General features: G+C 35.2%; 23 protein-coding genes. 2 read left to right on the top strand and 21 right to left on the bottom strand.

The genetic code is table 11. The features are described 5' to 3' along the window. Window positions 1-9: 9 nt before the first annotated feature. The 20 genes from IAE52_RS05885 to IAE52_RS05790 form a co-directional block, all read right to left on the bottom strand. Window positions 10-2,514 carry an ATP-dependent RecD-like DNA helicase gene (locus IAE52_RS05885; RefSeq protein WP_109991120.1) on the bottom strand — a complete coding sequence of 835 codons (2,505 nt, stop codon included), beginning with the start codon at window positions 2,512-2,514 and terminating at the stop codon, window positions 10-12. Next, complete coding sequence (locus tag IAE52_RS05880; protein ID WP_200136734.1) at window positions 2,511-3,104, bottom strand: histidine phosphatase family protein; 594 nt, start codon at window positions 3,102-3,104, stop codon at window positions 2,511-2,513. The genes IAE52_RS05885 and IAE52_RS05880 overlap by 4 nt, the downstream gene beginning before the upstream one ends. 2 nt (window positions 3,105-3,106) lie before the next feature. Further along, window positions 3,107-3,946: a prephenate dehydratase gene (pheA, locus tag IAE52_RS05875; RefSeq protein ID WP_014570689.1), complete on the bottom strand. Its 840-nt coding sequence runs from the start codon at window positions 3,944-3,946 to the stop codon at window positions 3,107-3,109. Window position 3,947: 1 nt separating this feature from the next. After that, complete coding sequence (locus tag IAE52_RS05870) at window positions 3,948-4,436, bottom strand: shikimate kinase (RefSeq protein ID WP_058211658.1); 489 nt, start codon at window positions 4,434-4,436, stop codon at window positions 3,948-3,950. Between the two features lie 23 nt (window positions 4,437-4,459). Then, window positions 4,460-5,752, bottom strand: coding sequence for a 3-phosphoshikimate 1-carboxyvinyltransferase (aroA, locus tag IAE52_RS05865; protein ID WP_103055050.1), 1,293 nt, complete (start codon window positions 5,750-5,752; stop codon window positions 4,460-4,462). A gap of 120 nt (window positions 5,753-5,872) precedes the next feature. After that, a complete protein-coding gene (locus IAE52_RS05860) occupies window positions 5,873-6,937 on the bottom strand; it encodes a prephenate dehydrogenase (RefSeq protein WP_010906116.1) in 1,065 nt (354 codons plus the stop codon). Window positions 6,938-6,939: 2 nt separating this feature from the next. Then, entirely contained in the window at window positions 6,940-7,815 is an 876-nt protein-coding gene (locus IAE52_RS05855) for a HAMP domain-containing sensor histidine kinase (protein WP_012898325.1), read from the bottom strand. Next, on the bottom strand, window positions 7,802-8,473 hold the full coding sequence (locus IAE52_RS05850) for a response regulator transcription factor (protein WP_003132782.1): 672 nt from the start codon (window positions 8,471-8,473) through the stop codon (window positions 7,802-7,804). Before IAE52_RS05850 ends, IAE52_RS05855 begins: the two co-directional genes overlap by 14 nt. A 2-nt stretch (window positions 8,474-8,475) precedes the next feature. Further along, window positions 8,476-9,540, bottom strand: coding sequence for a VanZ family protein (locus IAE52_RS05845; protein WP_017864900.1), 1,065 nt, complete (start codon window positions 9,538-9,540; stop codon window positions 8,476-8,478). A 181-nt stretch (window positions 9,541-9,721) separates the two neighbouring features. Further along, on the bottom strand, window positions 9,722-11,725 hold the full coding sequence (locus tag IAE52_RS05840; RefSeq protein WP_058211660.1) for an ABC transporter permease: 2,004 nt from the start codon (window positions 11,723-11,725) through the stop codon (window positions 9,722-9,724). Then, the gene (locus tag IAE52_RS05835; protein ID WP_012898329.1) at window positions 11,718-12,497 is read right to left on the bottom strand and encodes an ABC transporter ATP-binding protein; all 780 of its coding nucleotides are present in this window, start codon (window positions 12,495-12,497) and stop codon (window positions 11,718-11,720) included. Before IAE52_RS05835 ends, IAE52_RS05840 begins: the two co-directional genes overlap by 8 nt. 14 nt (window positions 12,498-12,511) lie before the next feature. After that, a complete protein-coding gene (locus IAE52_RS05830) occupies window positions 12,512-12,655 on the bottom strand; it encodes a hypothetical protein (RefSeq protein ID WP_014570691.1) in 144 nt (47 codons plus the stop codon). A gap of 30 nt (window positions 12,656-12,685) precedes the next feature. Next, window positions 12,686-13,045 (bottom strand): YxeA family protein, encoded by a 360-nt coding sequence (locus IAE52_RS05825; protein ID WP_010906119.1) that lies wholly within the window; start codon window positions 13,043-13,045, stop codon window positions 12,686-12,688. A 118-nt stretch (window positions 13,046-13,163) separates the two neighbouring features. Beyond that, window positions 13,164-14,330, bottom strand: a complete 1,167-nt coding sequence (gene aroC, locus IAE52_RS05820) for a chorismate synthase (RefSeq protein WP_023164466.1) — start codon at window positions 14,328-14,330, stop codon at window positions 13,164-13,166. Between the two features lie 30 nt (window positions 14,331-14,360). Then, window positions 14,361-14,957 carry an HAD family hydrolase gene (locus IAE52_RS05815; RefSeq protein ID WP_109991122.1) on the bottom strand — a complete coding sequence of 199 codons (597 nt, stop codon included), beginning with the start codon at window positions 14,955-14,957 and terminating at the stop codon, window positions 14,361-14,363. Window positions 14,958-14,961: 4 nt separating this feature from the next. Then, window positions 14,962-15,561: a DUF1054 family protein gene (locus IAE52_RS05810; protein ID WP_033899965.1), complete on the bottom strand. Its 600-nt coding sequence runs from the start codon at window positions 15,559-15,561 to the stop codon at window positions 14,962-14,964. A 111-nt stretch (window positions 15,562-15,672) separates the two neighbouring features. After that, window positions 15,673-16,596: a DMT family transporter gene (locus IAE52_RS05805; RefSeq protein ID WP_003132772.1), complete on the bottom strand. Its 924-nt coding sequence runs from the start codon at window positions 16,594-16,596 to the stop codon at window positions 15,673-15,675. Between the two features lie 110 nt (window positions 16,597-16,706). After that, complete coding sequence (gene aroB, locus IAE52_RS05800; RefSeq protein ID WP_058203548.1) at window positions 16,707-17,777, bottom strand: 3-dehydroquinate synthase; 1,071 nt, start codon at window positions 17,775-17,777, stop codon at window positions 16,707-16,709. After that, a complete protein-coding gene (locus tag IAE52_RS05795) occupies window positions 17,774-18,634 on the bottom strand; it encodes a shikimate dehydrogenase (protein ID WP_012898335.1) in 861 nt (286 codons plus the stop codon). Before IAE52_RS05795 ends, aroB begins: the two co-directional genes overlap by 4 nt. A gap of 167 nt (window positions 18,635-18,801) precedes the next feature. Next, window positions 18,802-19,458, bottom strand: a complete 657-nt coding sequence (locus IAE52_RS05790; RefSeq protein WP_003132768.1) for a VTT domain-containing protein — start codon at window positions 19,456-19,458, stop codon at window positions 18,802-18,804. Between the two features lie 380 nt (window positions 19,459-19,838). On the opposite strand from IAE52_RS05790, the gene IAE52_RS05785 reads away from it, so the two are divergent. Both IAE52_RS05785 and IAE52_RS05780 read left to right on the top strand, forming a co-directional pair. Next, a complete protein-coding gene (locus IAE52_RS05785) occupies window positions 19,839-21,983 on the top strand; it encodes an amino acid ABC transporter substrate-binding protein/permease (RefSeq protein WP_033899958.1) in 2,145 nt (714 codons plus the stop codon). Between the two features lie 15 nt (window positions 21,984-21,998). Beyond that, complete coding sequence (locus tag IAE52_RS05780; protein WP_003132766.1) at window positions 21,999-22,742, top strand: amino acid ABC transporter ATP-binding protein; 744 nt, start codon at window positions 21,999-22,001, stop codon at window positions 22,740-22,742. Window positions 22,743-22,850: 108 nt separating this feature from the next. On the opposite strand, the gene IAE52_RS05775 is transcribed toward IAE52_RS05780, so the two are convergent. Beyond that, window positions 22,851-24,770: a hypothetical protein gene (locus IAE52_RS05775; protein WP_109991123.1), complete on the bottom strand. Its 1,920-nt coding sequence runs from the start codon at window positions 24,768-24,770 to the stop codon at window positions 22,851-22,853. Window positions 24,771-24,775 lie beyond the last annotated feature (5 nt).

The following is a 24,775-nucleotide window of genomic DNA, read 5'->3' as shown; positions in this document are numbered from 1 at the left end:
AGTATTTTTTTATTTATTAAAGATTGCAAAGTCTTGTTGAGTTAAACCAATTAAAGGGTCAAAATTTCCTGACAAAATAAGTGCTTCTGTCAAGCTTCCCTTATCCAGTGTTTCAATTTCTTCATCTTCAAATAAAGAAATTTCTTCTACTTGTGCTGGCATTTTTTTACTGACAGAACGAATTTGCCCTTGTAATTCTACTGGCGCTGCAGGCTTCTTCTCTTTGTCAGATCTTTCTTTTTTGTCAGTAACTTTTTCACTCACAATTTCTACTGACAGATTTTTAGCCGCTGGATTTTCTCCCATAAATCGCTCAATCAGATAGGTCTTTCGATTCGCTCCTTCACGCGCCACCGCTTGTGCAAAAGCTCGTTCTTCACCAAGTAAAATCAGACTTTGCTTGGCCCTTGTAATTGCCGTATAAAGCAAATTTCGCTCTAACATCCGTGAATACGAAGAAACCATCGGCACAATAACTGTGGAAAACTCCGAACCTTGAGATTTATGAATGGACATCGCATAAGCCAGAGTAATTTTATACCACTCCGCTCTTGGATAAGTCAATTCTTGACCATCAAAATCCATCACCAACTCATCTTGTTTACTGTCAGTATATTTTGCTGCAATCAATTCTACGATTTGTCCCAAATCTCCGTTAAATACATTGGCCTCAGCATCATTTACTAAATGAAGAACTTTATCTCCTTCACGAAATTTCATATCACCCAAAGCGAATTCAAGTCGGTCGTTAAGCGGATTAAAGAGATTTTGCAAAAGAACATTCATTGCATTAATTCCGGCCATTCCTTTATACATAGGCGCTAAGATTTGTAATTCAAAAGGATTATTCCCTCTTTTTTGCCATGCACTTGCGATTTGTTCAACCATCTGAGGAACAAAATTAGCACTGACCTCAAAATAAGAACGGTCAGGCTTTTTCGCCGTGAAATCACTTGGCAATTGCCCATCTTTGATGTGGTGAGCTAAATCGGTAATGGTAGAATCATCCCCTTGACGAAAAATCTTATCCAATTTTACTGACGGAATTTCTGGAATTTTTAGTAAATCCGCAAAAATTTGTCCTGGCCCCACAGAAGGAAGCTGGTCAGCATCTCCAACAAGGAGAACTTTCATTGAACCAGGAATCGCTTGAAAAAGTTTATTAGCTAACCAAGTATCAACCATAGAAAATTCGTCAACAATCAAAAGAGCACCAGACAATTCATTTCCAAGAGCATCTTCTGCTTCATCTTGTCCCAAACCCAAATGGCGGTGAATCGTCGCTGCTGGAAGACCAGTCAACTCATTCATCCGTCTTGAAGCTCGACCAGTCGGTGCTGCCAGTAATATAGGAAAGACGTCATCATTATAATGGTCTGGGTCCAAATCTAGCTGATGAAGACGGGCATAAGTTTCAATAAAACCATTAATAATTGTTGTTTTACCAGTTCCTGGTCCACCAGTCAAAATGAAAAATTGCTGATTCATTGCACCAATAATGGCTTGCTTTTGCAAATCATCATAAGTAATTTCTAAATCTCTTTCAACTTCAGCCAATACTGTCAGTAACTTTTCATCAGCAAAATCTTTACCCGAACGATTAGTTAATGCTGTCAGTGATTTCCGAATCCCGTCCTCAGCGAAGTACAAGGAATTCTCAAATATTTTTGTTCCTTCTTGTTGCACTTTTCCATCAACTATTAAACCATTAATTTCCTCCGCAACAGCAGACGGGTTGACCTCGACATTACGAGCTTCTTCAAGTAAGTCTATCGTCATCTCAAGTAAATTTTTGGCTTCAATGTAAGTATCGCCTGTTGATTGCGAATGCGTATTGACCTCATGCATCAATGCCGCTCGAAATCGATTAGGGCTATCCGCTTCAATTCCTAAACTACTTGCAATCTTATCAGCTGTTTTAAAACCAACTCCCTTAACATCTTCCACAAGCTGATAAGGATTTTCCTCAATTTTTTCAATCGTTTCTTCTTTATAAAGTTCATAAATTTGAAAAGTGATTTTGCTTGGTAAGCCATATTCTGCAAGCTTGGTCAGCACTTTTTCCATTCCATGATTCTCACGTAATCGTTTGATAAATGAATTTTTTCTGGCTAGAGTCAATAGACCATCCAATTTTTCCGGCGCTTCTAAAATTGAATCTACCGTATTTTCAGGAAAAGTTTCAACAATTTTTTCTGCCGTTTTCTTACCAATTCCAGGAAATTTATCTGAAGAAAAATATTTAATTAAACCAGCACCAGAAGTCGGCACTGCTTTTTCATATTGACTGACCTGTAATTGTTCCCCATATTTAGGATGCTGCGTCAATTGACCATAAAATGTATAAGAATCTCCTTCAACCACATCCCCAATTGTCCCGTTAACCACAATTTCAAAATCATCATATTCAGCATTAGTTTCATCAATTTCAATGAGTAGAACTTTATAAAAATTACTGGGATTGGAGAAAAATATTGCCTCAATCGAACCAGTAAAATAAGTTTTTTCAATCATAGCTGTTTATCCCAAATTTTTAAGTCAAAATGGCCAGCATTTGATTCTAAAACAGTGACCGTATTATTGGCTAAACCACCAACTGAACGTAATTCAGCAATTGGAAAGCCAGCTAAATGGCGCATTGCAGCCGTTCCAGAAGCCCCGTGACCAACTAAAAGTACATTGTCCATTTTAGAATTCAACAAATCCTGAGCCAAAGAATCAAAGCGATTCAAGACAGAACTCACAGATTCAGCTCCAAAAACACTTCCATCAAATTGATCCAACTCAAAACGTGAATCATGCATTTCTTTAGGATATTTAGCAATTGCATCGCTAATGAACCAACCCTCTAATTCCCCGAAATTCCACTCCGACAATCGTTTGTCAGTACTCACACTTTGATTTGTCAGTAAATCTGCCGTAATCAAAGCTCTTTTTTGTGGACTCGACAAAACTTTGTCAAAGTCAATTGGTTCTAAAAACTTATGAACTCGTTCAATCGCTTCATAAGATTCTGGCAATAAAGGTGAATCTCCTTTTTGTCCTTGCAAACGTCGCGCCAAGTTCCACTCCGTCTTACCATGTCGTACAAAATAAATTCTCACCTTTACACCTCTCCCAATGAATAGACTGCATAATTTCCTAATAAACGAACCTTTACTCCCAAACCTGATAGTTCTTCAAGAGCATAAGGAATTTTTAAATTATTTTTTTCATTATTTACTAAATCAATATTAAAAAAGTACTGACCTAGCCTTGTTCTTAAAGGACGTGATTCAATTTTTGTCATATCAATATCACGCCAAGCAAAAACAGAAATCGCTTTATGAAGCGCTCCTGGCAGGTTATCAGGTAGAGTCAAAGCCAAACTCACCTTCTCACCTGTTTTTAGTAAATCAAATGATTTTTTCTCTTTTCCCAATAACCAAAACCGAGTAGAATTTCCTGCTAAATCCTGAATATTTTTGGCAACAATCTCTAAATCATACATTTTAGCCGCGTAAGAATTAGCAACAGCTGCAATTGGCAAATCTGGATGATTTTTCACAAATTCAGCTGCTGCTGAAGTAGAATCAGTAATTTCAACCTTTGCCTGTGGATAATGCTCTCGTAAATAATTTCGTGTTTGTGCAAGCGCTTGAGGGTGGGAATAAATATGTTCAATTTTCCCCTCTTTTGAAAGAGCCAGCAAATTTTGTGAAATTGGCAAAACAAATTCAGCCACAACTGTCGCCTTAGAATCATGAAAAATTTTATCAATACTCATATTCACAGTTCCTTCAGTCGAATTTTCAATAGGAACAAGAGCAAAATCACATTTTCCTTCATCATAAGCTTCAATAACATCCAGAATACTATCATAAGCAAATAATTCTTCTGATACAAATGCTGTCTCAGCCACCACCGAACAAAAAGAGCCACGAGGTCCTAAATACGCAATTTTCATCTTAATTTATCCCCCATTTTTCACGAATCTCTTCTACAATTTGCTCAGGACTTTTATCAGTAACATCAATCGTTAAATCGGCCACTTTTGCATAGTCATTTTTTCTTTTTTCAAATAAAAGTTGAGCGGTCTTTTTATCCTGCGCTAGAGGACGAACATTCTGCAAATCCATCGAAATTCGTTCCCAAAGCGTTTCAAAATCAGCGGTCAAAAAGACAACTCCAGCTTCTCTATCAAGAGCCTCTAAATTCTTTGGATTTTCAATTATTCCACCACCCGTTGCAATAATTATATTCTTTTGCAGCGCAAGTTCAAAAACCTCATTTTCAATTTTACGAAAATCAGCTTCCCCAAATAATTCAAAAAATTCAGCAATTGGCATCTCAATTTCATCTTCAATTAATTGATCCAAATCAGTAAAATTTTCTGTTAAAAGTTTTGCTACTGTGGACTTTCCCGCACCCATAAATCCAATTAAAATGATACTCATTTTTTACTTCCAATCACTTAAGTTCAAATATTTTCCGACAATTGTTCTAAATCGTCAAAGAAACTTGGATAACTTGTTTGAATTGCTTCGGCGCGTTCAAGCTCAATTTCCCCATTTTCAACCAAAAGTGCTGCAATTGCAGCCATCATTCCAATTCTATGGTCACCTAAAGTATTAATTGAATTTTCTGGAGCATGGAGTTTCGTTCCACCTTGAATAATCATTCCATCATCTGTTGGTTGAATTTTGGCCCCCATACTATTAAGAGCATTCGCGACAACAGCAATTCGGTCAGTTTCTTTTACTTTAAGCTCAGCCGCATCTCGAATAATTGTTTCGCCTTGAGCTTGTGTTGCTAAGAGAGCAATGATTGGCAATTCATCAATTAATCTAGGAATTAAATCACCTGAAATTTCAGTTCCTTTCAATTGACTAGTTTTTACTTTTAGAGTTGCAGCCTTTGCCACATTATCTTGCTCTAAAATTTCCAACTGTCCACCCATTGCTTGAATGACTTCGATAATTCCAGTTCTTGTTTCATTAACTCCAACGTTTTCTAAAATAAGTTCTGAATTTTCAACAACCAAGGCCGCAACCAACCAAAAAGCTGCCGAACTAATATCTCCAGGAACTACTACTTTTTGACCCACAAGTTTTTGTCCACCAGGTACAAGAATTGTTTTATCAGAAACCTTTAGTTCTCCACCAAATTGAACTAACATTTCTTCCGTATGTGAGCGTGTTTTTTCCTTTTCAACAACTTTCGTCAGCCCTTCTGCTTGTAAAGCAGCAAAAATTACAGCTGATTTTACCTGAGCCGAAGCCACCGGAAGAACATAGTCAATTGCCTTCAAATGCGTGCTTCCTTTAATTGTCATCGGTAATTTAACCTTATCGGTTTGACCAGTAATTTCTGCCCCCATCAATTGTAAAGGAGTTGCTACACGATCCATTGGTCTTTTTGATAAACTGTCATCACCAAACAAAGTAGTTTCAAAAGGAAGGCCTGCTAAAATTCCCGATAAAAGACGAGTTGAAGTTCCGGAATTTCCCATATCCAGTGCTTTTTCAGGAGCCTTAAGTTCTGAAATTCCTTTACCGTGGACAGTAATCACCTCACCCTTATCTTCAATCTCAACTCCCATCGCACGGAAAGCTTCAATAGTAGATAAGACATCTTCTCCACGTAAAATATCATAAATAACAGTTTTTCCTTTAGCAATAGAGCCAAACATAATACTACGATGTGAGATTGATTTATCTCCTGGAACTTTTAAACGTCCTTTTAGGCCTTGCGAATTTATCTTTAATTTCATTATATTATCCTAAACATTTTTTAGTATTTATTATAGCATAAAAGGGCGCTCAGAGCCCTTTTATTTTCAACAATTTTTCCTAAGATTTTAAGACTAAGAAAGTCCTATCTTTAATCTTTATCAAACAACTGTAAAATCAGTTGCTTTTTCAATAATTTCTCGTGCTTCTTTTAAATCTTCCGCTCTCTTAAATGAAATTTGAAGTTGACCATGAATATCTTCGCGATTTTCTTCATTAATTTTTACATTTGTTATTGAGAAATCTTCTAGTAAGCCTAAAACCTTTAAAACAACTCCTTTTTCATCGGGAACCGAAATAAATAAATCATAAAAGTTTGGCAGAGCCCCTTTATGAATTTCCATGGCTTGACGGATTTTTTTACCTTGTTCAAAAAAGTGTTCTATAGCCGCAGAATCTTTATTAGCAATTTTTAAAGCAATTTCATCTAATTGTTTTTTGAAATTTTCTATTCTATCAATCGTAATTTCTGGATTTGATAATAAGACACTTGTCCACATCAAACTGTCAGCCTCTGCAATTCTAGTTAAATCTCTAAAACCACCAGCCGCTAAATGTTTCACTAAAGGATGTTCTTTTGAAAAATCATCTGACTGCCAAACAAGGGCCGAAGCCAAAATATGCGGGAAATGAGAAACCTGCCCAGTGACTCGGTCGTGCTCTTTTGCATCTAAAATAATAAATTTGGCATGAAGTCCTTTAAGTAAATCACGTAATTCTTGGTTTTCTTGGGTCAAAACATAATAAGCATTTTCAAATAAATTAATATCTGCCGCCATTACTCCTGATTTATGAGAGCCAGCCATCGGATGTCCACCGATAAATCGTACTTTGTCTTCATCAAAAAGTTGATTTGCCAGTTCAACAATTTCACTCTTGGTTGAACCTGTATCTGTAATCAAAAGGCCTTTTTTTAAATTCAAAGTTGCTAGCTTTTTCAAAAGCTCCAAAGTGGTTATAATTGGAACAGCCAAAATAATAATATCTGCTTTTTGAGCTCCTTCAACTAAGCTAACTTTAGAATCAATAATTCCGCGCTTTTGAGCAATTTCTTGAATGTTCTCACGATCAGAGCCAAGAATTTCAAAATCAGGATGAGCTCTTTTTATCCCTAAGGCAATTGAACTTCCAATGAGACCAAGTCCAATGATTAATATTTTTTTCATTTTTATTCTTTCGTTATTGTCACAGATGTCCCATTTCCAATTTCAGAGTTAATTGAAATTTCAAATTCTAATTTATCTAAAATTAATTTAGATAAATAAAGTCCAAGACCTGTTGACTTTTGTTGAATCCGACCATTATATCCAGTAAATCCATGTTCAAAAAGGCGAGGAAGGTCTTCTTTTAATATCCCAATCCCACTATCTTGAATGATTATTTCACCAGTTTTAATTTTAATTAGAATCCCACCTTCTTTGGTATACTTTACAGCATTATTCAGTAATTGCTCAACAGCCAGACTCAACCATCTTTGGTCACTATTGACTAACCATTCACCTTCAATTTGGATTGAAAGGTTTTTCTGAATAAAAAAGCTACTATATTTTTTGACTAATTCTTTCACAAGTGAAGCCATACTCACTTTTTCAAATCTGAAATCAGTAGCTAAATTATTAATTCTTTGATATTCCAGAAGAATTTTTAGATAATTTTCTAAAGAAAAAACCTGATTCTTCAGCTCCTCACTATTAACTTGAGTTTGAGTCATTAAATCAATAGCTGCCAAAGGGACCTTCATCTGGTGCGACCAGACCCTGATAATATCTTCCATTTCACGCTCAGCAAGATTTTGTTGTTCTAACTTTTTTTGCAACTCTTCGTTATCTTTCACTACTCTCTCAATAGCTTCACAGTTTGCTTTCCATCGAAAATAGGATGAGATAAGGTAAATAATAAAAATAATGACAGCAAATAAAGTACTGTTAACAAATGCCATCATTGGTAGATGCCAAAGCCAAAATGTCACAATATAAATAGCTGACATAAGCAAAAAGACACCAATTTGTGGAATTTTAGACTTAAAAAATTTAAACCAGAGCATAACCACTTCCTCTTTTTGTCATAATATGCTTATCAAAGCCAATTTCACCAAGTTTTTTGCGTAAACGAGTCATTTTTACATTTAAAGTATTTGCATCAATAAATTCATCTGTTTGCCACAACTCTTGTAGAATTTTTTCCTTGGTCACCACTTCACCATTTCCACGAAAAAGAAGAGTTAAAATTTTATTTTCAGAACTTGTTAGCTCAATTTCTTCGCGTTCACCTTCTTGAGTTGAAATCAAAGTATTTTCAGATAAAACATAACCAGCAAATTCTAACTTTTCAATCCCTGAAAAAGAATAACTTCTGCGCAGTAAAGCTTTTATTTTTGCATTTAAAATTTCTAATGAAAATGGCTTGGTTACAAAATCATCAGCTCCTTGATTCATAGCGGTTACTTGATTCATGTCATCCGATGCCGAAGAAATAAAGATAATAGGAATTTGGGAAAGCTTTCTTAATTCATTTGTCCAATAAAAACCACTATAAAATGGTAGCCCAATATCCATTAATACTAAATCTGCTTCAAATTCCATAATTTCTTGTTTTACTGCTCGAAAATTGGAAACACTTCTGACTTGAAATTCTTTTTCTAAGGCAATCTTAATTGCTTTCACAATAATTTCATCATCTTCTACAATAAATATTTTAGTCATATTCACTCCTCATTTGTTTTCAATTTTGCTATCATTTCTGTATCACTCACTCTTTCATACCAAAGTTTTCTTGTTTTCGAGAGAAAAGCAATTAAAACATCTAGTAGAGGTAAAAGACTCAATCCTAAAAAGAGTAAAATAAGTAAAAAGTTTTGTCCCAATTGATCCTGAGGTATTGTACCTGAACGTTGAAGAAAATATTCTGCTGAGACAATCAAAGCAAAGTTTCCAAAAGATAAAAATTGGCGCAAAGCAATTCTAAAACGATTTTTAGCTTTTATTTGAATTCTCAATAATAATTGACCCGGCGTTGCTTTGAGAACTAGCGGGACAAGTCCTAAAATTATTAATTCTGAATAATAGCCTATTGGTAGAAAAAGACTTCCAATGATAAAAATAAGAACCAAATCAACTAAAAAGGCAATGAAACGTCTTGAAAGACTAACTCTTGAACTTTCAACCTTAGTTGCATCCAAATCTGGTAAAAATCGACTAAAAATAACCGCAATTCCAAATCCAATTAAACTTCCAAGCGTATTAATCATTAAATCATCAACATCAAACAAACGATAAGGTCGAGGATATAGTCCAAAAAGAGCTGACCTTTGGATAAGTTCAAATGATAAAGTTAGCAAAAAGCTTAAAACAAAAGTTTGTTTAAATGAGCGTTTAAATAAATATCTTAAATAAAGGCCAAAAGGCAAGGTTAAAAGTAGATTAAAAAATGGTTGGATAAATGTTGAATCTTTTAGAGCTGCAAGCCAAGTTGAAGGTTCATTTATATTAAAAGGACTATATAAAATAAATTGACGAACAAACTCAAATGGAACTAAGTTTTGCTTTGGACCTGTCATTTTTGCTACTTCACTCACAGGAGGAAGCGGGAAAATTGTCATGGCATAAGCGCAAATGAGATAAAGAATAAATGAAAAATTGACAAAAAAGCGCCAAAAATTAATCCGACCATACCGACGATATTGTACAATCAAATATGGAATTAACGATATAAATAAAAATATAAAAAAGAGAAGAACTCCAATTTGAATTGAATGAAGATAGATCGTCATATTTTCCTTTCCCTAAAGGTAACTATTTTTCTCTAACAAAAGATACATTTAGTGCCGAGAAAACCATTGTTTTTGTTCCTTTTATTATATCAAAAGTAGCTCTCTTTTGTAGCTTTTTCCTTCCCTTGTTTCTTCTATATGGATTTAAACAAAAAAAAGAGGCATATTTATGCCTTCTTTTTTATCTTTCAACAATTTTGTAGTAAACACGACTCGTTGCCTTATAGATGAGGTAGTAAATAATTGCAAGGATTGCAATTGTTGCTAAGGAAATAGTAAAAATAACTGAGCGGTCATTAATGTCAAACAACATTATTATTTTTTCAATCATTAAATATGCACCAGCAAAATGGGCGATAGTGATAACTAATGGTAGGAAGAATATCAAACGAACTTGTGATTTGATTGTTTTTTGAACTTCTTCTTTTGAAAGTCCCACTTCCTGTAGAATTTTGAATGAGCGTTTATCTTGTGCCCCTTCTGAGAGTTGCTTGTAGTAGATAATTAATGCAGCTCCAAGAATGAAACTAATTCCTAAAACAAAACCAACAAAGACAAATCCTCCAATTTGAGCGCGCTGATCTTGCAAAGCTTCACTTCTATATGAAATCGATAAATCTTTATTATCTTTAAACTCTTCCTTGAAAGCTTTAGTAAATCTTTTTTCATCAACAGGTTTGATATCAAAGATGATTGATGTTGATGCAAGATTTGAAAATCCTTGATCATCACTAATTGTTTTATTGTAATTAGCGAGTCCTTTATCAAAAGCTTGATTATTAGCAAAGACAATCATCATAACCTTAGAAGAAACCGTTACAACACTGCTTGATGGAAAATCTTTAACAGAATTAAGCGTGTCAGCAACTTGATAAGTCTCTCCATACCATTGAATTGATTTGATCTTACTATCAAATGACGTTTTATTTTTCGATATGTCCACAACTAAGACTTGATTGTCTTTTAAAGAAGGAATATCTTTATTTCCTAAAGATTTAAGTGTTTGAGCAGTTGTTAAGGTCGCAAAATATGAATTTTTATCAAACATCACTCCTTGCTTATTTGAAGTAATAAATTGATCTTTAGACGACTTGACTCTATCGGCTTGTAAATCTTGAGCATAGTACATATCAGATAGATTTTTGATTTCTATATTTTTGCTAGCTGCGGCACTTTTAATTCGTTCAATGTCTTGTTTTACATCCGTATTATTTGCAACCGAATAAGTCTTTGCTTCTCGGGTATAGTAGGTTTTTACTGAGTTCTCAGTTCCAAGAAAAACACCTAAACTGACAACTACGGTCACAATTGTCATAGATAACAAAATAGTGATATTCCCTAGACCAACAGCATTTGCTTTCATTCGATAAAGCATAGAACTTGTTGTAATGAAATTATTTGGTTTATAGTAACTTGGACGTTTCTTTTTCAATTTAAGGTACCAAACGGTAAAACTAATATAGAAAAGATAAGTACCAAAGATAACAAGTAAAACGGCAATAAAGAATTTCATTATTGCTGCCATTGGGTCTTCAACCGTTAAAGCGATATAGTAACCAGCTCCTAAAAGAATGACTGCGGCAATGGCGAAAAATAAATTTGATTTTGGTTCTTTTTCACCTTTTGACTCTTCTCTTAGAAGATCAAGACTTGAAGAACGCCAGATAATCCAAACTCCGATCATCATTAAAACTAAAAAGAAAACAAAGAAGAGAATGGCAAGTAATAAAATTGCTGTGGGACTAATGACTAGATTAAAATAATTTCCTCCAATCATATTTACAAACACTAAGAAGAGAAATTTTGAAAAAGCAATCCCACAAATCGTTCCAACAATAACCGTAATGATATAGCTTAAGAGTAATTCTAAAAATGCGACTCCTACAATTCTTGTTTTACCAAAGCCAAGAATATCATAAAGTCCAAATTCTTTAGAGCGCTGAGTTTGTAAAAAGCGATAACTATAAACTAAGATAAGAACTGCAAAAATAGATAAAACAATCAATGCAAATCCCATCACTTGTGAAAGAGAACTCCCTCCTTTTAATTTACTAATAGAGGGAGATAAAGCGATTGATGCTGTGACGAAAATCATTACGAACATCGTAACTGAGGCCATTAAAAAAGGTGCAAAACTTTTAAATCCCTTTTTGATGTTATTGGCCGCAAGTTTTAAACTAAGCATTTAAGGACACCTCCTCATCCTCTGATGCTCCCAAGAAAGCAGTCATTGAAAGAGTAATTTCTTTTGCAAATTCAGTTGAGCTTTTTTCACCACGATAAAGTTGATGGTAAAGAACACCGTCTTTTATAAAAAGAACACGTTTCGCATGGCTTGCAGCTAAACTTGAGTGAGTAACCATGATAATGGTTTGACCACTATCATTAATTTCTTCAAAAAGGTTGAGTAAGTCTTCTGAGTTTTTAAAGTCCAAAGCAGCTGTGGGTTCATCGGCAAGAACTAAATCAGGTTGGCTAATCAAGGCACGTGCTACAGCAACCCGCTGTTTTTGTCCTCCTGAAAGTTCAAAAGGTTGTTTTTCTAAGAGATTTTCAATGTTTAGTTTAGGTGCGAGAATTTTTAGTCTACTCTTCATTAATTCTACGCTTGATTTTGATAAAACGAGTGGAAGGTAAATATTGTCTCTGACGTTAAGGGTATCAAGTAAATTGAAATCTTGAAAGACAAAACCGAGATGATCACGTCTAAATGCAGAAATTTCTTTATCTTTAATAGCCGTAATGTCTTCTTTATTTAAGAGTACTTGTCCAGAAGTTGGTTTTTCAAGAGTTGATAGGATATTCAACAAGGTTGTTTTTCCTGAACCAGATTCCCCCATAATGGCAATATATTCGCCTTCTTCTACACCAAAATCAATGTCAACTAGGGCTGTGGTTTCTTCTTTTGAAAATCTTGTTTTAAAAATTTTCTTGAGATGTTTTACTTCGAGTAACATGTTTTTCTCCTATCTTATCTTTCGATTTCGTTCTTTTTATTTATTTTAGCTAAACGTGTTCGCATTGCCTTCATGGAATAAAGGAGGCAAGCGCCCATTAGTGAAGACAAAATAACTGTAATGGTCATTAGCATAATATTAATTTGCAAAAATGTCATGTTCTTTCCTCTTTCTTTCTGAGACTATTTTTATGAGTTATTATTTAATTTCTTAAGGGCTTCTTTAGGAACCTCTGACTTTTTAACTTCTTCCCAAGAGGTTACTCCTTTAACGGAATTAACTGTTAACTTCAGGTAAGCTTCTTTACGGAGATTGTGGTCTGCCATAAATGTAACTCTCTTTTCTTTTCCATCTTTTTGATAGGATTTTATATCATAATCATATTCTTTAAATTTTTTTCCTGAATTATCACTGACTTCTTTTTCTTTTCCGTCTTTTGTGATTTGAACGTAGTAGGTTCCTCCACCATAACTTACTTTGTACCATGCAAAACCTGCTCCACCGACGAGGATGATAAGTGCTATTATTCCAAAAAGTATTTTTTTCATTTTGTTCTCCTTATGTTTTCTTGATAAATTCATTGTAACAAGAAATGTACACCTGAAAACTTACAAATTCGTAAGTTATTTATTTTATAAAAAAAGCCCAAGATAGGCTTTGTTTTTTTTAATATTCTGACAAGCGCTTTTTGTAACTGGCTACAGCGTCTCTTAGTTCATTCATTGTATCTGAATTAAATTTATCACAGATTTCTTGAGCGACTACCGTTGCTACTACATTTTCCATCACAACTCCTGCTGCTGGAAGAGCGGTTGGGTCAGAACGTTCTACACTTGCTTTGTATGGTTCATGGCTTTCGGTATCAATAGACATCAAGGGTTTATACAATGTTGGAATAGGTTTCATGACTCCACGGACGATGACTTGTTCACCATTTGTCATTCCTCCCTCAAAACCGCCTAACTGATTACTTGAACGAGTGTAGCCTTTATCCTCAGACCAGATGATTTCATCCATCACTTGACTTCCTGGTCGTTTTCCTGCTTCAAATCCAAGTCCAAATTCAACTCCTTTAAAGGCATTGATAGAAACAACCGCAGCAGCAATTTTTGCATCCAACTTTCTGTCATATTGGACATAAGAACCAAGACCTGCCGGAACTCCTTCTACTCTGGTTTCAATTATTCCACCAATTGTATCTCCAGCTTTTTTTATTTGGTCGATGTAATTGCGTAATTCTTCTGCTTGACTCTCATCAAAAATAGACAAATCGCTAAGGCCAGCTGTCTGACGAATCTCTTGAACACTTAAATTTTCTGGACTTGTAATTTCTCGTCCGCCAAAATTTACGACATGATTGGCTATTTCAATCTCTAATTCGTGAAGTAGTTTTTTTGCCACAGCTCCAACCGCAACACGCATTGTTGTTTCACGCGCTGACGAACGTTCTAAAACATTTCGTAAATCTTCAAATTCATATTTCATTCCGCCAACTAAATCGGCATGTCCTGGGCGTGGTTTGGTCAAACGACGTTGTTTTTTAATTTTATCTTCAACATCTTGGGCTGCCATAATCTGTTCCCAATTCTTGAAATCACGGTTTGTAACATTAAGTGTAATCGGGCTACCAATTGTTTTTCCGTGTCGAACGCCTGAAGTAATTTCAACTTGGTCAGACTCAATTTTCATCCGTCCGCCACGACCATAGCCGCCTTGACGACGTTTAAGTTCAATATTAATATCTTCTGCTGACAATGAGAGACCGGCTGGCACTCCTTCAATAATTGCTGTAAGTCTTGGGCCGTGAGATTCTCCCGCTGTAAAATAACGCATTTTATACCTCCATTTTTAGTAACTTTTTACTTATTTCATTTCAAAAATTTGAATAATATCTGTTAATTTATTAATTTGCTGTGAATTTTTTGCTGAAAGAAAATTGATTGATTGAATGCCACTATTATGGGCTGCTTCAATATCAAGGATTCGGTCACCAATATAATAGGTTTCTTCAGGCTTTAATTTATACTTCTCAAGTAAATAATTGATTGCTTCAGGATGAGGTTTTCTTTTAAATCCATTTTCAGAAGTGACTATTTCTAAAAAATAGGGGGAAATTTCCAGCTGATTAAGCAAATCATAAGCATTTTTCCCTTTGTGAGTATAAATGAAATTTTGAATCTTTTCTTTTTGAGTCCAATCTAAAACGGCTTTTGCACCAACCATTAATTTAATTTCGTCATTTTTAGCTGTTGAATTTGTCGTGAAATCTTCTTTTATTTCTTGAAAAGGAACGGGTTGTTCTTTTAGTAAAGCATTGACTGACTGACCTTTTATAAAATTATATACTGTTTCTCGGTCAAATGGTAGGTTAAAGTTTGCAAATGATTCGGACAAGGCTTCTAAAAACACCTCATAGCTATCAATTAGTGTTCCATCTAAATCCCAAATAAATGTCGTCATTAGATTATGCCTCCATTAATTTTTGATAAATCGGTAGGAGTTGGTCAATTGTTTCTATCATTTCCGCTAGAATTATTGAGTCCTCTTTGCCGTTAAATCTTTCTTTAGGCCAAAGCCGTCCAATTTCCAATTCAGATTTTTTTACTTTTCCTAAGCGTTCAGCGGCTTCTCTAAATGCTGACAGGGGATAAGCTTCTGCTTTTGTATGGTCCTTTGAGATTACGTAATCTTCTGTCAGTAACTTTTCTACTGACAGATTTGTCAGTAAGTTGGCGTATTCTTTTTGCTTTTTAGGCTGGTCTATCATTGATAAATAAATAAAAACGTAATCTTCCCAAATTCCTAATTGAAAATGGGCTTCCATTTTATAACCACGGACTTTTGTGGAAATTGCTGACCAAGTATTTTCAGGCGCATTTGCTGTTCTTCTGCGATGTTGAGCGATGTGAAAGTAAAATTCTTGATTTGGAATTTTTACTGACAGCTCTGTCAGTAACTTTTGACCAATTTCAGAAAAAACAGGTTGAATTTCAGAACGAATCTCAGTCATTCTTGGTTCTAAACCTTCTATTTTAAAAATTTCAAATGATTTTTGAGTAAACATTTTAGAGTGATTATCCTCAATTTTCTAAGTTCTTTTATAGATATTACTGCTTAGTGAACGCGCAGACGGAAGGCAGTGAGCGTGAAGCCCTGTTCCATATTACTAGCTACTTTATAAAAATTTAATGAATATTATTCCGGTCAGCATAATTAGAATCCCAACAATTTGCCAAATTTGAATGCCATATTTACTTGAGCGCCACCAACCAAATTGTTGAACCAACATACTGCCTAAAATTTGTCCAATCAAGCCCATCATAATTGTCAGCCCTGCACCAATTTGCGGAACAGCAACGACTGTTGCAAAAACGAATGAGGCTCCTAAAAATCCACCAATTCCATTCCAAGGTTTTGCTTTTTTTAATTCTGAAATTTTTGGCAAACGGTGGTCAATAAAAAGAGAAACGATAAAAATAGCTAAAAATCCAATGAAGAACGAAACAAAGGCTGCTTGTGCAGTATTTTCAAGTAAAACTCCCAATCGGCCATTAATTGCTTGTTGAGCAGCTGACATTGCCCCAACGATGACCGCCCAAATTCGCCAGCCTAGTAAGTTAGTTTGGTGCGTTTCTGCTTCTTTTTCTTTTAAATTAGGAAGAACAACCGCGACAATAACACCAGCTAAAGTAATAATAATTCCCAAAAAGCGCATCAGAGTCATCGGAAGTTGCATGGCATGAAACCAGCCAAATGAATCAATAAGTGTCCCCATCAATATTTGACCCAAAATAGGTAAAATCACTGTTTGGACAGCTCCTAATCTTGGAAAAAGTAAAACATTAGACGTTAGGAAAATCCCACCAAGAACCCCACCAATCCATATCCATGCTGGGTGTGAGCCAACAAATTGAAAACTAGGAAAAAGTGTTTGACTTGTCACTAAAGTGATGATTCCTAAAAAAATCGAACCAACAAAGTTGGAAATTCCAGAGGCTAAAAATGGTGAGCCAACAATTTTTCGTAAATCCGCATTGATTGGATTTTGATTAGCAAGTAAAAAACCGCCAACTAAAGCAAAAGCTAGGTAAATATACATCGTTTCTCCTTTAAATAAGTGTTTTTACAGCTTTTATAAAAGCTGGGAGTTTTTTAATGCTACCACATTTTTGTAATTTTTAGATAGGGTTCCTCTCCGAATAACTCAAGTTATTTTTTGAGATAGTCTTTCATTTCTTCAAAAGTCACTTCATTAATTTTAGCGGTACCAATTTCAGGAACAATAACGGTTTTGATGATTCTTCCTCGTGCTTTTTTATCATGAGTTAATGCTTTAAACAAAAGCTCTTCATCCCAAGGTTGATATTCGTCAGGTAAACCAAATTTTTTGACCATTTTTCGGATCTGGTCAGTAATTCCTTTGGGCATAAGACCTTTGAGTTCGGCAATTTTACTGATTTGAACCATTCCAATAGCAACTGCTTCTCCATGCATCACTTTGCCATAGCCTGCAGTATTTTCAACAGCATGTCCAATTGTATGACCAAAGTTCAAATAGAGCCGTACACCATTGTCTAATTCATCATCAACAACCACTTTTCGTTTTACTTCACAAGACCGATAGATAATTTCTTCAATCTTATCAAGCTTTTTTACCAAATCATCCGCTGACAAGTCTGTCAGTAAATTCCAGAGGTCTTTGTCAGCAATTAGGGCGCACTTGATGACCTCCCCCAGTCCTTCACGGAATTCTCTTTGACCGAGCGTTTGCAGAACTTCTGGGTCAATTAACACCCCGTCAGGCTGTGTAAAAGTCCCAATCATATTTTTAGCCATTTTGGAATTAATTCCTGTTTTCCCACCAATAGAACTATCCACTTGGGCGGTCAAACTTGTTGGAATTTGTAAGAAATGGATGCCACGCATGTAAGTAGAAGCTACAAAACCAGCTAAATCACCTGTTACTCCACCACCGAGTGCAATAATTCCGTCAGAACGAGTCAATCCAAATTCGGCACAAAAGTTCCAAGCATTTTCGGCTGTCAGTAAATTTTTACTGGCTTCTCCTTCCGGAAATTCAAAAGTTGCCACTTCAAAACCTACTTTTTCAAGTTGGTCAACAACTTTTTGACCATAAAGTCCATTGACATGATTATCAGAAATCAAAACAATTTTTTGCTTCTTCCACAATGAAGAAACCCAAGTTCCAATATTAGCCAAGGCCCCATTTTCGATGATGACATCATAGGGATATTCTGGTAAATTCACATTTAATTTCATGCTTCTTTCTCCATTTCTAATGTAATTTCTGCAACAGGCATTTTTTTACCTGTCCATAAATAAAAGCTTTCCGCCGCCTGTCCAATGAGCATGCCAAGTCCATTTTCAGTTTGAGCTCCTTGCCCTTTTGCCCAACGTAAAAATGGTGTTTCTCTAACTTTATAAATAGCATCTACCACCAAAAGTTTTTCAGGAAGAACTAAGCTCTTTTCCAGCGGCAAAGATTCTCCGTCCATTCCAACTGAGGTTGCATTTACTAATAAGTCGGTCTGTTTCAACTCTTTTTGTAATCTATCAGCTTCAGATAAGTCTGTCAGTAAAATTTCAATCCCTGTTTTTACTGACAGCTTTTCCAATTTTTCTTTTAGCGGAATATATGAGGCCGATTTTCTTGCTGCGACCACAATTTTTTTAGCTCCAGACAAAGCTGCCTGAGCAATAATTGCAATTGCTGCACCCCCTCCACCAAGAATAAGCATTTGTTTATTTTGGATATTGAAATGATATTTTTCTAAACTATTGAAAAATCCTATACCATCTGTATTGTGTCCAATTAATTTCCCTGATTGATTGACAACTGTATTAACAGCTCCAATTAATTCAGCTGCCGGACTCAATTCATCCATAAATGGAATAATTTCTGTTTTATAAGGCATTGAAATATTAAGTCCATACATGTCCAAAGTACGAACATTATCCACAATAGCTGGCAATTTTTCAGCCTCAACTTCCCATGCTAAATAAACACCATTTTCATTCGTTAAATCAAAAGCCAGATTATGAATAAATGGTGACAAGCTGTGTTTAATTGGGTTTGCTACAACAGCAGCCATACGAGTGTAGCCGTTAATGTTCATAAAAATTCTCCAAAATTACTGATGAAACTACTAATATATCCATAATTGCGCAAGACGCAAAAGGCTCAACTATGCTAGTGTCTTTGTCAGTAAATTCTATTGTCATTGACATATCAATCGATAAAAAAAAGGACTGACAGTTTTGTAAGTCCTATTTTATCATAAAGTTAAGCTTCCTTGCGACTTCCAAGAACGCGTTTCAAAATGCCAATAATTGCCGGTAGTAGTGACACAAAGACAATGGCAATCATGATGATTTCAAAATGTTTTTTAACAAAAGGAATTCCACCAAATAAATAGCCTGCACCTAAGGCAACAATAACCCAAGCAAAACCACCGATGAAGTTAAAGAAAATAAACTTTTTATGTGGCATTTTACCAGCACCAGCTGTAAATGGAACAATCGTCCGAATGATTGGCATGAATCGCCCTAAGAAAATGGCCCAAGAACCCCATTTTTCAAAAAATTGATGAGCTTCTTCCATATATTCTGGTTTTAAGAAGCGAGAAAGCCATTTATGTTTTGGAATGACATCCCCAAATCTTCGACCAATTTCATAATTCAACAGATTAGCAATGAAGGCAATAATCCCCATCACCAAAATCAATAAGCCAATAGATAATTTTCCGTTTGACATTGCTGCCAAAGAACCAACAAAAAATAAAATGGAATCCCCAGGCAAGAAGGGGAAAATCACTAATCCTGTTTCAATAAAAATAATCGCCCCTAAAACAACATATATCCAAATATGACCATTAGGCATCTGGGCAAAATTAGCCATCCAGTCATTAAAGAAACCAAAAATCGAAAGTTGTACAAACATAATATTCCTTTTCAAAAGTTAAAAATTCTTACAATAGTTTTGTTTACTTAAATAGAATACATCCATAAAGAATTCATTCAAGCACTCGTTCAATTTTACAACAAAAAGGGCCTTTTGACAATAACAACTTTCTTATAATTTATCAGAGAAATCTCAAAACTAATGGTCAAACAATGTCAGAAAACCTAACATCAGCTTGCTTATAAGCAACTTTTGTGGTATAATTTTTCCAGAATAAAATAAACTGAGCTTAGCTACTAATAAATATAGGAAACTAAAAGAATGTTATTCCAACACTTATTTAGAAGAACATTTTTTTAATTTTCATTTTTTTATATTTAAAAGAAGACAAGCTCAAATCTCATATTCGAGGAGACAAAATGAAGAAATTATTTTTCGCTCTGGCAATGATGCTTGCCACTGTTACAGCTTTCCTAGTCGCACCTTCGGTTAAGGCCGAGACAACTGTAAAAATTGCATCCGATAGCTCATACGCTCCATTTGAATTTCAAAATGGTCAGAAAAAATGGGTAGGGATTGATGTTGATATCATGCAAGAAGTTGCTAAAATCAATGACTGGAAATTAGAAATGTCATATCCTGGTTTTGATGCAGCTCTCCAAAACCTTAAAGCTGGACAAGTAGATGGTGTAATTGCAGGAATGACAATCACTGACGAACGTAAAGAAACTTTTGATTTTTCAAATCCTTACTATACATCAGCATTAACCATTGCTACAACTAAAGACTCTAAACTTTCTGATTACAGTGATCTTAAAGGTAAAGCAGTTGGAGCAAAAAATGGGACTGCTGCACAAACATGGCTTCAAGAAAATCAAAAGAAATATGGTTACACAATCAAAACCTATTCTGACGGTGTTCATATGTTTGCCGCTCTAAGCTCTGGTAATATTGCTGGAGCAATGGACGAAGTTCCAGTTATTTCTTACGCTATGAAACAAGGGCAAGATTTAGCAATGAACCTCCCATCAATCTCCCTTCCAGGAGGCTATGGTTTTGCCGTAATGAAAGGCAAAAATTCAACGCTCGTCGATGGTTTCAATAAAGCACTCGCTGAAATGAAATCAAACGGAGATTATGATAAAATCCTCAAAAAATATGGGATTACTGCCACTAAAAAAGCAACACCTAAAAAAGATGTTTACACCATTGCTTCAGATAATAGCTTCGCTCCATTTGAATTCCAAAATGATGATAAACAATTCACTGGTATCGACGTTGACTTGCTTAACGCTATTGCTAAAAACCAAGGTTTCAAACTAAAATGGAATTTCATCGGTTTCCAAGCAGCTGTTGACTCTGTTCAATCTGGACATGCTGACGGAATGATGTCAGGAATGTCAATCACTGATGCTCGTAAACAAGTTTTCGATTATGGTAGTCCTTACTATTCTTCAAACTTAACCATTGCCACATCAAGTACAGATGACTCTATCAAGTCATGGAAAGACCTTAAAGGTAAAACTCTTGGTGCTAAAAACGGAACTGCTTCTTTTGATTATCTTAATGCCCATGCAAAAGAATATGGCTACACTGTAAAAACTTTCACTGATGCAACAACCATGTATTCATCATTGAATAACGGTTCTATCAATGCTCTAATGGATGACGAACCCGTCATTAAATACGCCATTAAACAAGGGCAAAAATTTGCCACTCCAATTAAACCAATTCCTGACGGACAATATGGATTTGCTGTTAAAAAAGGAAGCAATCCAGAGTTGATTGAAATGTTTAACAATGGTTTAGCAAATCTCCGTGCCAATGGTGAATATGATAAAATCATTGATAAATATTTAGCGAGTGATGCTAAAACAATCCAATCAAGCGCAAAAGAAAATACTTTCTTTGGTATTTTACAAAATAACTGGGAACAAATTGGCCGTGGTCTACTCGTTACTCTTGAACTTGCCATTCTCTCATTTATCTTAGCAATGATCGTCGGAATTATCTTTGGACTCTTCTCAGTAGCTCCAAGCAAGATTCTACGTACAATTGCACGCATCTATGTTGACCTTAACCGTTCAATTCCGCTTTTAGTGTTAACAATCTTTATCTTCTACGGAATTCCTAACCTGTTACAAATCATTACGGGTCATCAATCACCACTTAATGAATTTACAGCGGGTGTTATCGCCCTTACTTTGAACTCTTCTGCTTATATTGCAGAAATCGTTCGCTCTGGTGTTCAAGCTGTACCTTCTGGACAAATGGAAGCCAGTCGTTCGCTCGGTGTGACTTACCTGACATCAATGCGCAAGGTTATCTTACCTCAAGCCATTAAAATTACAATCCCTAGTTTGATTAACCAATTCATCATCACATTGAAAGATACAACATTAGTTTCAGTTATCGGACTTGTTGAATTGCTCCAAACAGGTCAAATTATCGTGGCACGTAACTTCCAAGCCTTCCGTGTTTATGGATTAATTGGTTTAGTTTACATGATTGTCCTCCTCTTCTTGATGTGGATTGGACGTCGCGTAGAAAAAAGAATGAAATAAGGAGAACATACTAATATGGGAATCAATACTCAAATCGAAGTCACTGATCTTCACAAATCTTTTGGAAAAAACGAAGTTCTAAAAGGAATTACAACAAAATTTGAAAAAGGTGATGTAGTCTGCATCATTGGCCCTTCAGGTTCTGGAAAATCAACTTTTCTTAGAGCTTTAAATGGGCTTGAAACAGCTACTTCTGGCGATATTATTATTGACGGATTTAACCTTACTGATAAAAATACAAATCTTAATCTTGTTCGTCAAAACGTTGGAATGGTTTTCCAACATTTCAATCTTTTCCCAAATATGACTGTGATGCAAAATATTACTTATGCTCCAGTTGAACTGAAAAAGATGTCAAAAGATGATGCAGATAAAAAAGCAATTCAACTTCTTGAAACAGTTGGCTTGTTAGATAAAAAAGATGCAATGCCTGAAATGCTTTCAGGAGGTCAAAAACAACGTGTTGCTATCGCCCGTGCCCTCGCAATGAATCCTGACGTTATGCTCTTTGACGAGCCAACCTCAGCACTTGACCCTGAAATGGTTGGTGACGTTCTAGCCGTTATGCAAAAATTGGCCGAAGAAGGAATGACAATGCTTATTGTTACTCACGAAATGGGCTTTGCACGTAAAGTTGCTAACCGCGTAATCTTTACGGATGGTGGAGTTATCTTGGAAGATGGTACACCAGAAGAACTCTTTGATAGCCCAAAACATCCCCGTTTACAAGACTTCTTATCAAAAGTTTTGAATGCATAAAATAGAAAAATCCCATTAAAATTTAAATGGGATTTTTTTATTTATTCATTCTCTATTTTATTATAAATACAAGTGTTTTTGAAAAAATAAAAACCAGAGCTCTGGTTTTTATTTTTTTACTATTTTCAAAAATTTATAAAACTTATTAAATCCTGTAATTGTTCCAATAGCAACTACACCGCCAGCAAATATTCCAGCTGTTCCTGCCACTTGTATTTCCAAATTATGAGCTGACACGTTTGGATATTTAGACTGCTCGTTATTTATTGCTACAACAGATGATTGAGGTATTTGGGAAATCTCTGTAGGCATTTTTAAAGGCAGTTTAAGTGGTGAATCAATCTCTTTGTTTACTTCTTTGAAGGTATCATTTGATTCACTATTAGGTTTCTCGTTTTTATGAATTGCTTCTTTTTTTATAGTTTCTTGTTCCTGCGGTTGATCTACTGTTGTTGAATCCTTGCTAGTTTGTTTACCTTGTTCATTTTTTCTTTCTGCTGTAGAACTCTGCTTACTTGAATTGTTATCACTTGTGGTAGGTACAACAACTTTTGAAACAATGAGTGTAAAGTGCAACTCTTGATTTTTATATTTCTCACCTGAGATTGCATCTTTTAAAGTAGCATATTGCTGACCATCAGTTGTCACTACTTTCGAAATATAGTAATTGTCCGGTAAATTAGGGAGTTCAGGCATAATAACTGCTTCATTTATCTCACCTTCAGTATCATTAATTGTTGGCAGTAAAATCGACTGGTCTACCACATCAGAACTATATTGATAATTAAAATATGCTTTTCCAATAGGAAGCTTCTTATAAGTAACATTAATTACATTATTTTCCGCATCATTATTTGCCACAACTAAAGGAGGGGCAGACACAAAAATATACCCGGGTATTTCTGGCGTAAGGAAAGAAAAGGTATTTATATCAACAATATCCCTGAGCTGTTTACCTAACACCTTAATTGTATCTCCCACATTAGCTTTTATAATGGAAGGGGAAAAATTTGTTATTGGTTGGTTGGTATCTTGATCAAGATAGTTAACCTGAACACTCTGCGTTCCTTTATAAGCATTAAACTCATCTTCTGTACTCGAATAGGTCAAACGTCCAAAATTACCTCCAGTCGAGCCAATTATTCCCAGTGACATTGAACGAGCAACTGTTATTTTTTCCGAAAGAGTTGTAGCTTTCCCCCCATTTTCTGACGAGATTGTATATGTTAATTCCCCTGTTACATTCTTATCATTAGTAAGTGTGCTACTTGGCTGCCAATCTATTTTCATATTTTCAGTAATTGTACTTCCAGTATTTGGAACTGAAGTGGTTGGATAAGCCTGTTTAATTAACTCCCCCAAATTATTTGTCTGACGAATTGAAACATTGTTGGATGCCGCGTTTTCTGTACCAGATCCGTCTAAATCTACATCAGAGTTTTGATATAGATCTCTACCCATGAAGATTGAATCTGACAGGCCACCAATACCCAAATACTTTCCAACAACATTTGAAGTCCCATCGGCAGCTAAATTTGATTTCAAATTATTTGCAATAAAATCTGTAGATTTTGGTGTTAAGATAAATCCTAGAGAATCACCAGCAGCAAAAGGGTCTGTACTAGAATTAGCTTGTAATGAAAAATTACCCGAAAAGCTGACTTTCTGAGTCATATCAATCGCACCATTAAATAAAGCATATCCAGCAGATTTAGACTTATTATTTACTAAATTCACTGAAAAGGTAGACGTTTCTACAGTCTCAGCTGACCCTATATTTGTCCATAACGCCGAATTCTGATTCGACTGCGGAGGATAGATATGGTTTCCAGTATCAAAACTCTGATCTGGAACTAGCTGAGAAATTGTAGTATCTGCCTGAACACTCTTGTAGAAAGCATCATTTAAAAAATGGAATGACAGTGTATAAGTGAAAATTATTATAAAAAGAATCAATTTTGAACAAAAATTAATTTTCTTTATTAAATAAGAAGTTGTTAACTTAAAATATTTGTCGTTATTGTTCAAACTTA

The sequence above is a fragment of the Lactococcus sp. S47 genome, assembly GCF_016517475.1.
Lineage (GTDB): Bacteria > Bacillota > Bacilli > Lactobacillales > Streptococcaceae > Lactococcus > Lactococcus lactis.
Note: the sequence above shows the minus strand (reverse complement) of the source record. Positions and strands in the feature narration are given on the sequence as shown.

Bases quoted from the DNA above. Each gene is read 5' to 3' on its own strand.
- IAE52_RS05885 (WP_109991120.1), bottom strand. From the start codon at position 2,514: ATGATTGAAAAAACTTATTTTACTGGTTCGATTGAGGCAATATTTTTC.
- pheA (WP_014570689.1), bottom strand. From the start codon at position 3,946: ATGAAAATTGCGTATTTAGGACCTCGTGGCTCTTTTTGTTCGGTGGTG.
- IAE52_RS05870 (WP_058211658.1), bottom strand. From the start codon at position 4,436: ATGAGTATCATTTTAATTGGATTTATGGGTGCGGGAAAGTCCACAGTA.
- aroA (WP_103055050.1), bottom strand. From the start codon at position 5,752: ATGAAATTAAAGATAAATTCGCAAGGCCTAAAAGGACGTTTAAAAGTT.
- IAE52_RS05860 (WP_010906116.1), bottom strand. From the start codon at position 6,937: ATGAAAAAAATATTAATCATTGGACTTGGTCTCATTGGAAGTTCAATT.
- IAE52_RS05855 (WP_012898325.1), bottom strand. From the start codon at position 7,815: ATGCTCTGGTTTAAATTTTTTAAGTCTAAAATTCCACAAATTGGTGTC.
- IAE52_RS05850 (WP_003132782.1), bottom strand. From the start codon at position 8,473: ATGACTAAAATATTTATTGTAGAAGATGATGAAATTATTGTGAAAGCA.
- IAE52_RS05845 (WP_017864900.1), bottom strand. From the start codon at position 9,540: ATGACGATCTATCTTCATTCAATTCAAATTGGAGTTCTTCTCTTTTTT.
- IAE52_RS05840 (WP_058211660.1), bottom strand. From the start codon at position 11,725: ATGCTTAGTTTAAAACTTGCGGCCAATAACATCAAAAAGGGATTTAAA.
- IAE52_RS05835 (WP_012898329.1), bottom strand. From the start codon at position 12,497: ATGTTACTCGAAGTAAAACATCTCAAGAAAATTTTTAAAACAAGATTT.
- IAE52_RS05830 (WP_014570691.1), bottom strand. From the start codon at position 12,655: ATGACATTTTTGCAAATTAATATTATGCTAATGACCATTACAGTTATT.
- IAE52_RS05825 (WP_010906119.1), bottom strand. From the start codon at position 13,045: ATGAAAAAAATACTTTTTGGAATAATAGCACTTATCATCCTCGTCGGT.
- aroC (WP_023164466.1), bottom strand. From the start codon at position 14,330: ATGCGTTATTTTACAGCGGGAGAATCTCACGGCCCAAGACTTACAGCA.
- IAE52_RS05815 (WP_109991122.1), bottom strand. From the start codon at position 14,957: ATGACGACATTTATTTGGGATTTAGATGGAACACTAATTGATAGCTAT.
- IAE52_RS05810 (WP_033899965.1), bottom strand. From the start codon at position 15,561: ATGTTTACTCAAAAATCATTTGAAATTTTTAAAATAGAAGGTTTAGAA.
- IAE52_RS05805 (WP_003132772.1), bottom strand. From the start codon at position 16,596: ATGTATATTTACCTAGCTTTTGCTTTAGTTGGCGGTTTTTTACTTGCT.
- aroB (WP_058203548.1), bottom strand. From the start codon at position 17,777: ATGAAATTAAATGTGAATTTACCAGAATATCCCTATGATGTCATCATC.
- IAE52_RS05795 (WP_012898335.1), bottom strand. From the start codon at position 18,634: ATGAACATTAACGGCTACACTCGTATGGCTGCTGTTGTAGCAAACCCA.
- IAE52_RS05790 (WP_003132768.1), bottom strand. From the start codon at position 19,458: ATGTTTGTACAACTTTCGATTTTTGGTTTCTTTAATGACTGGATGGCT.
- IAE52_RS05785 (WP_033899958.1), top strand. From the start codon at position 19,839: ATGAAGAAATTATTTTTCGCTCTGGCAATGATGCTTGCCACTGTTACA.
- IAE52_RS05780 (WP_003132766.1), top strand. From the start codon at position 21,999: ATGGGAATCAATACTCAAATCGAAGTCACTGATCTTCACAAATCTTTT.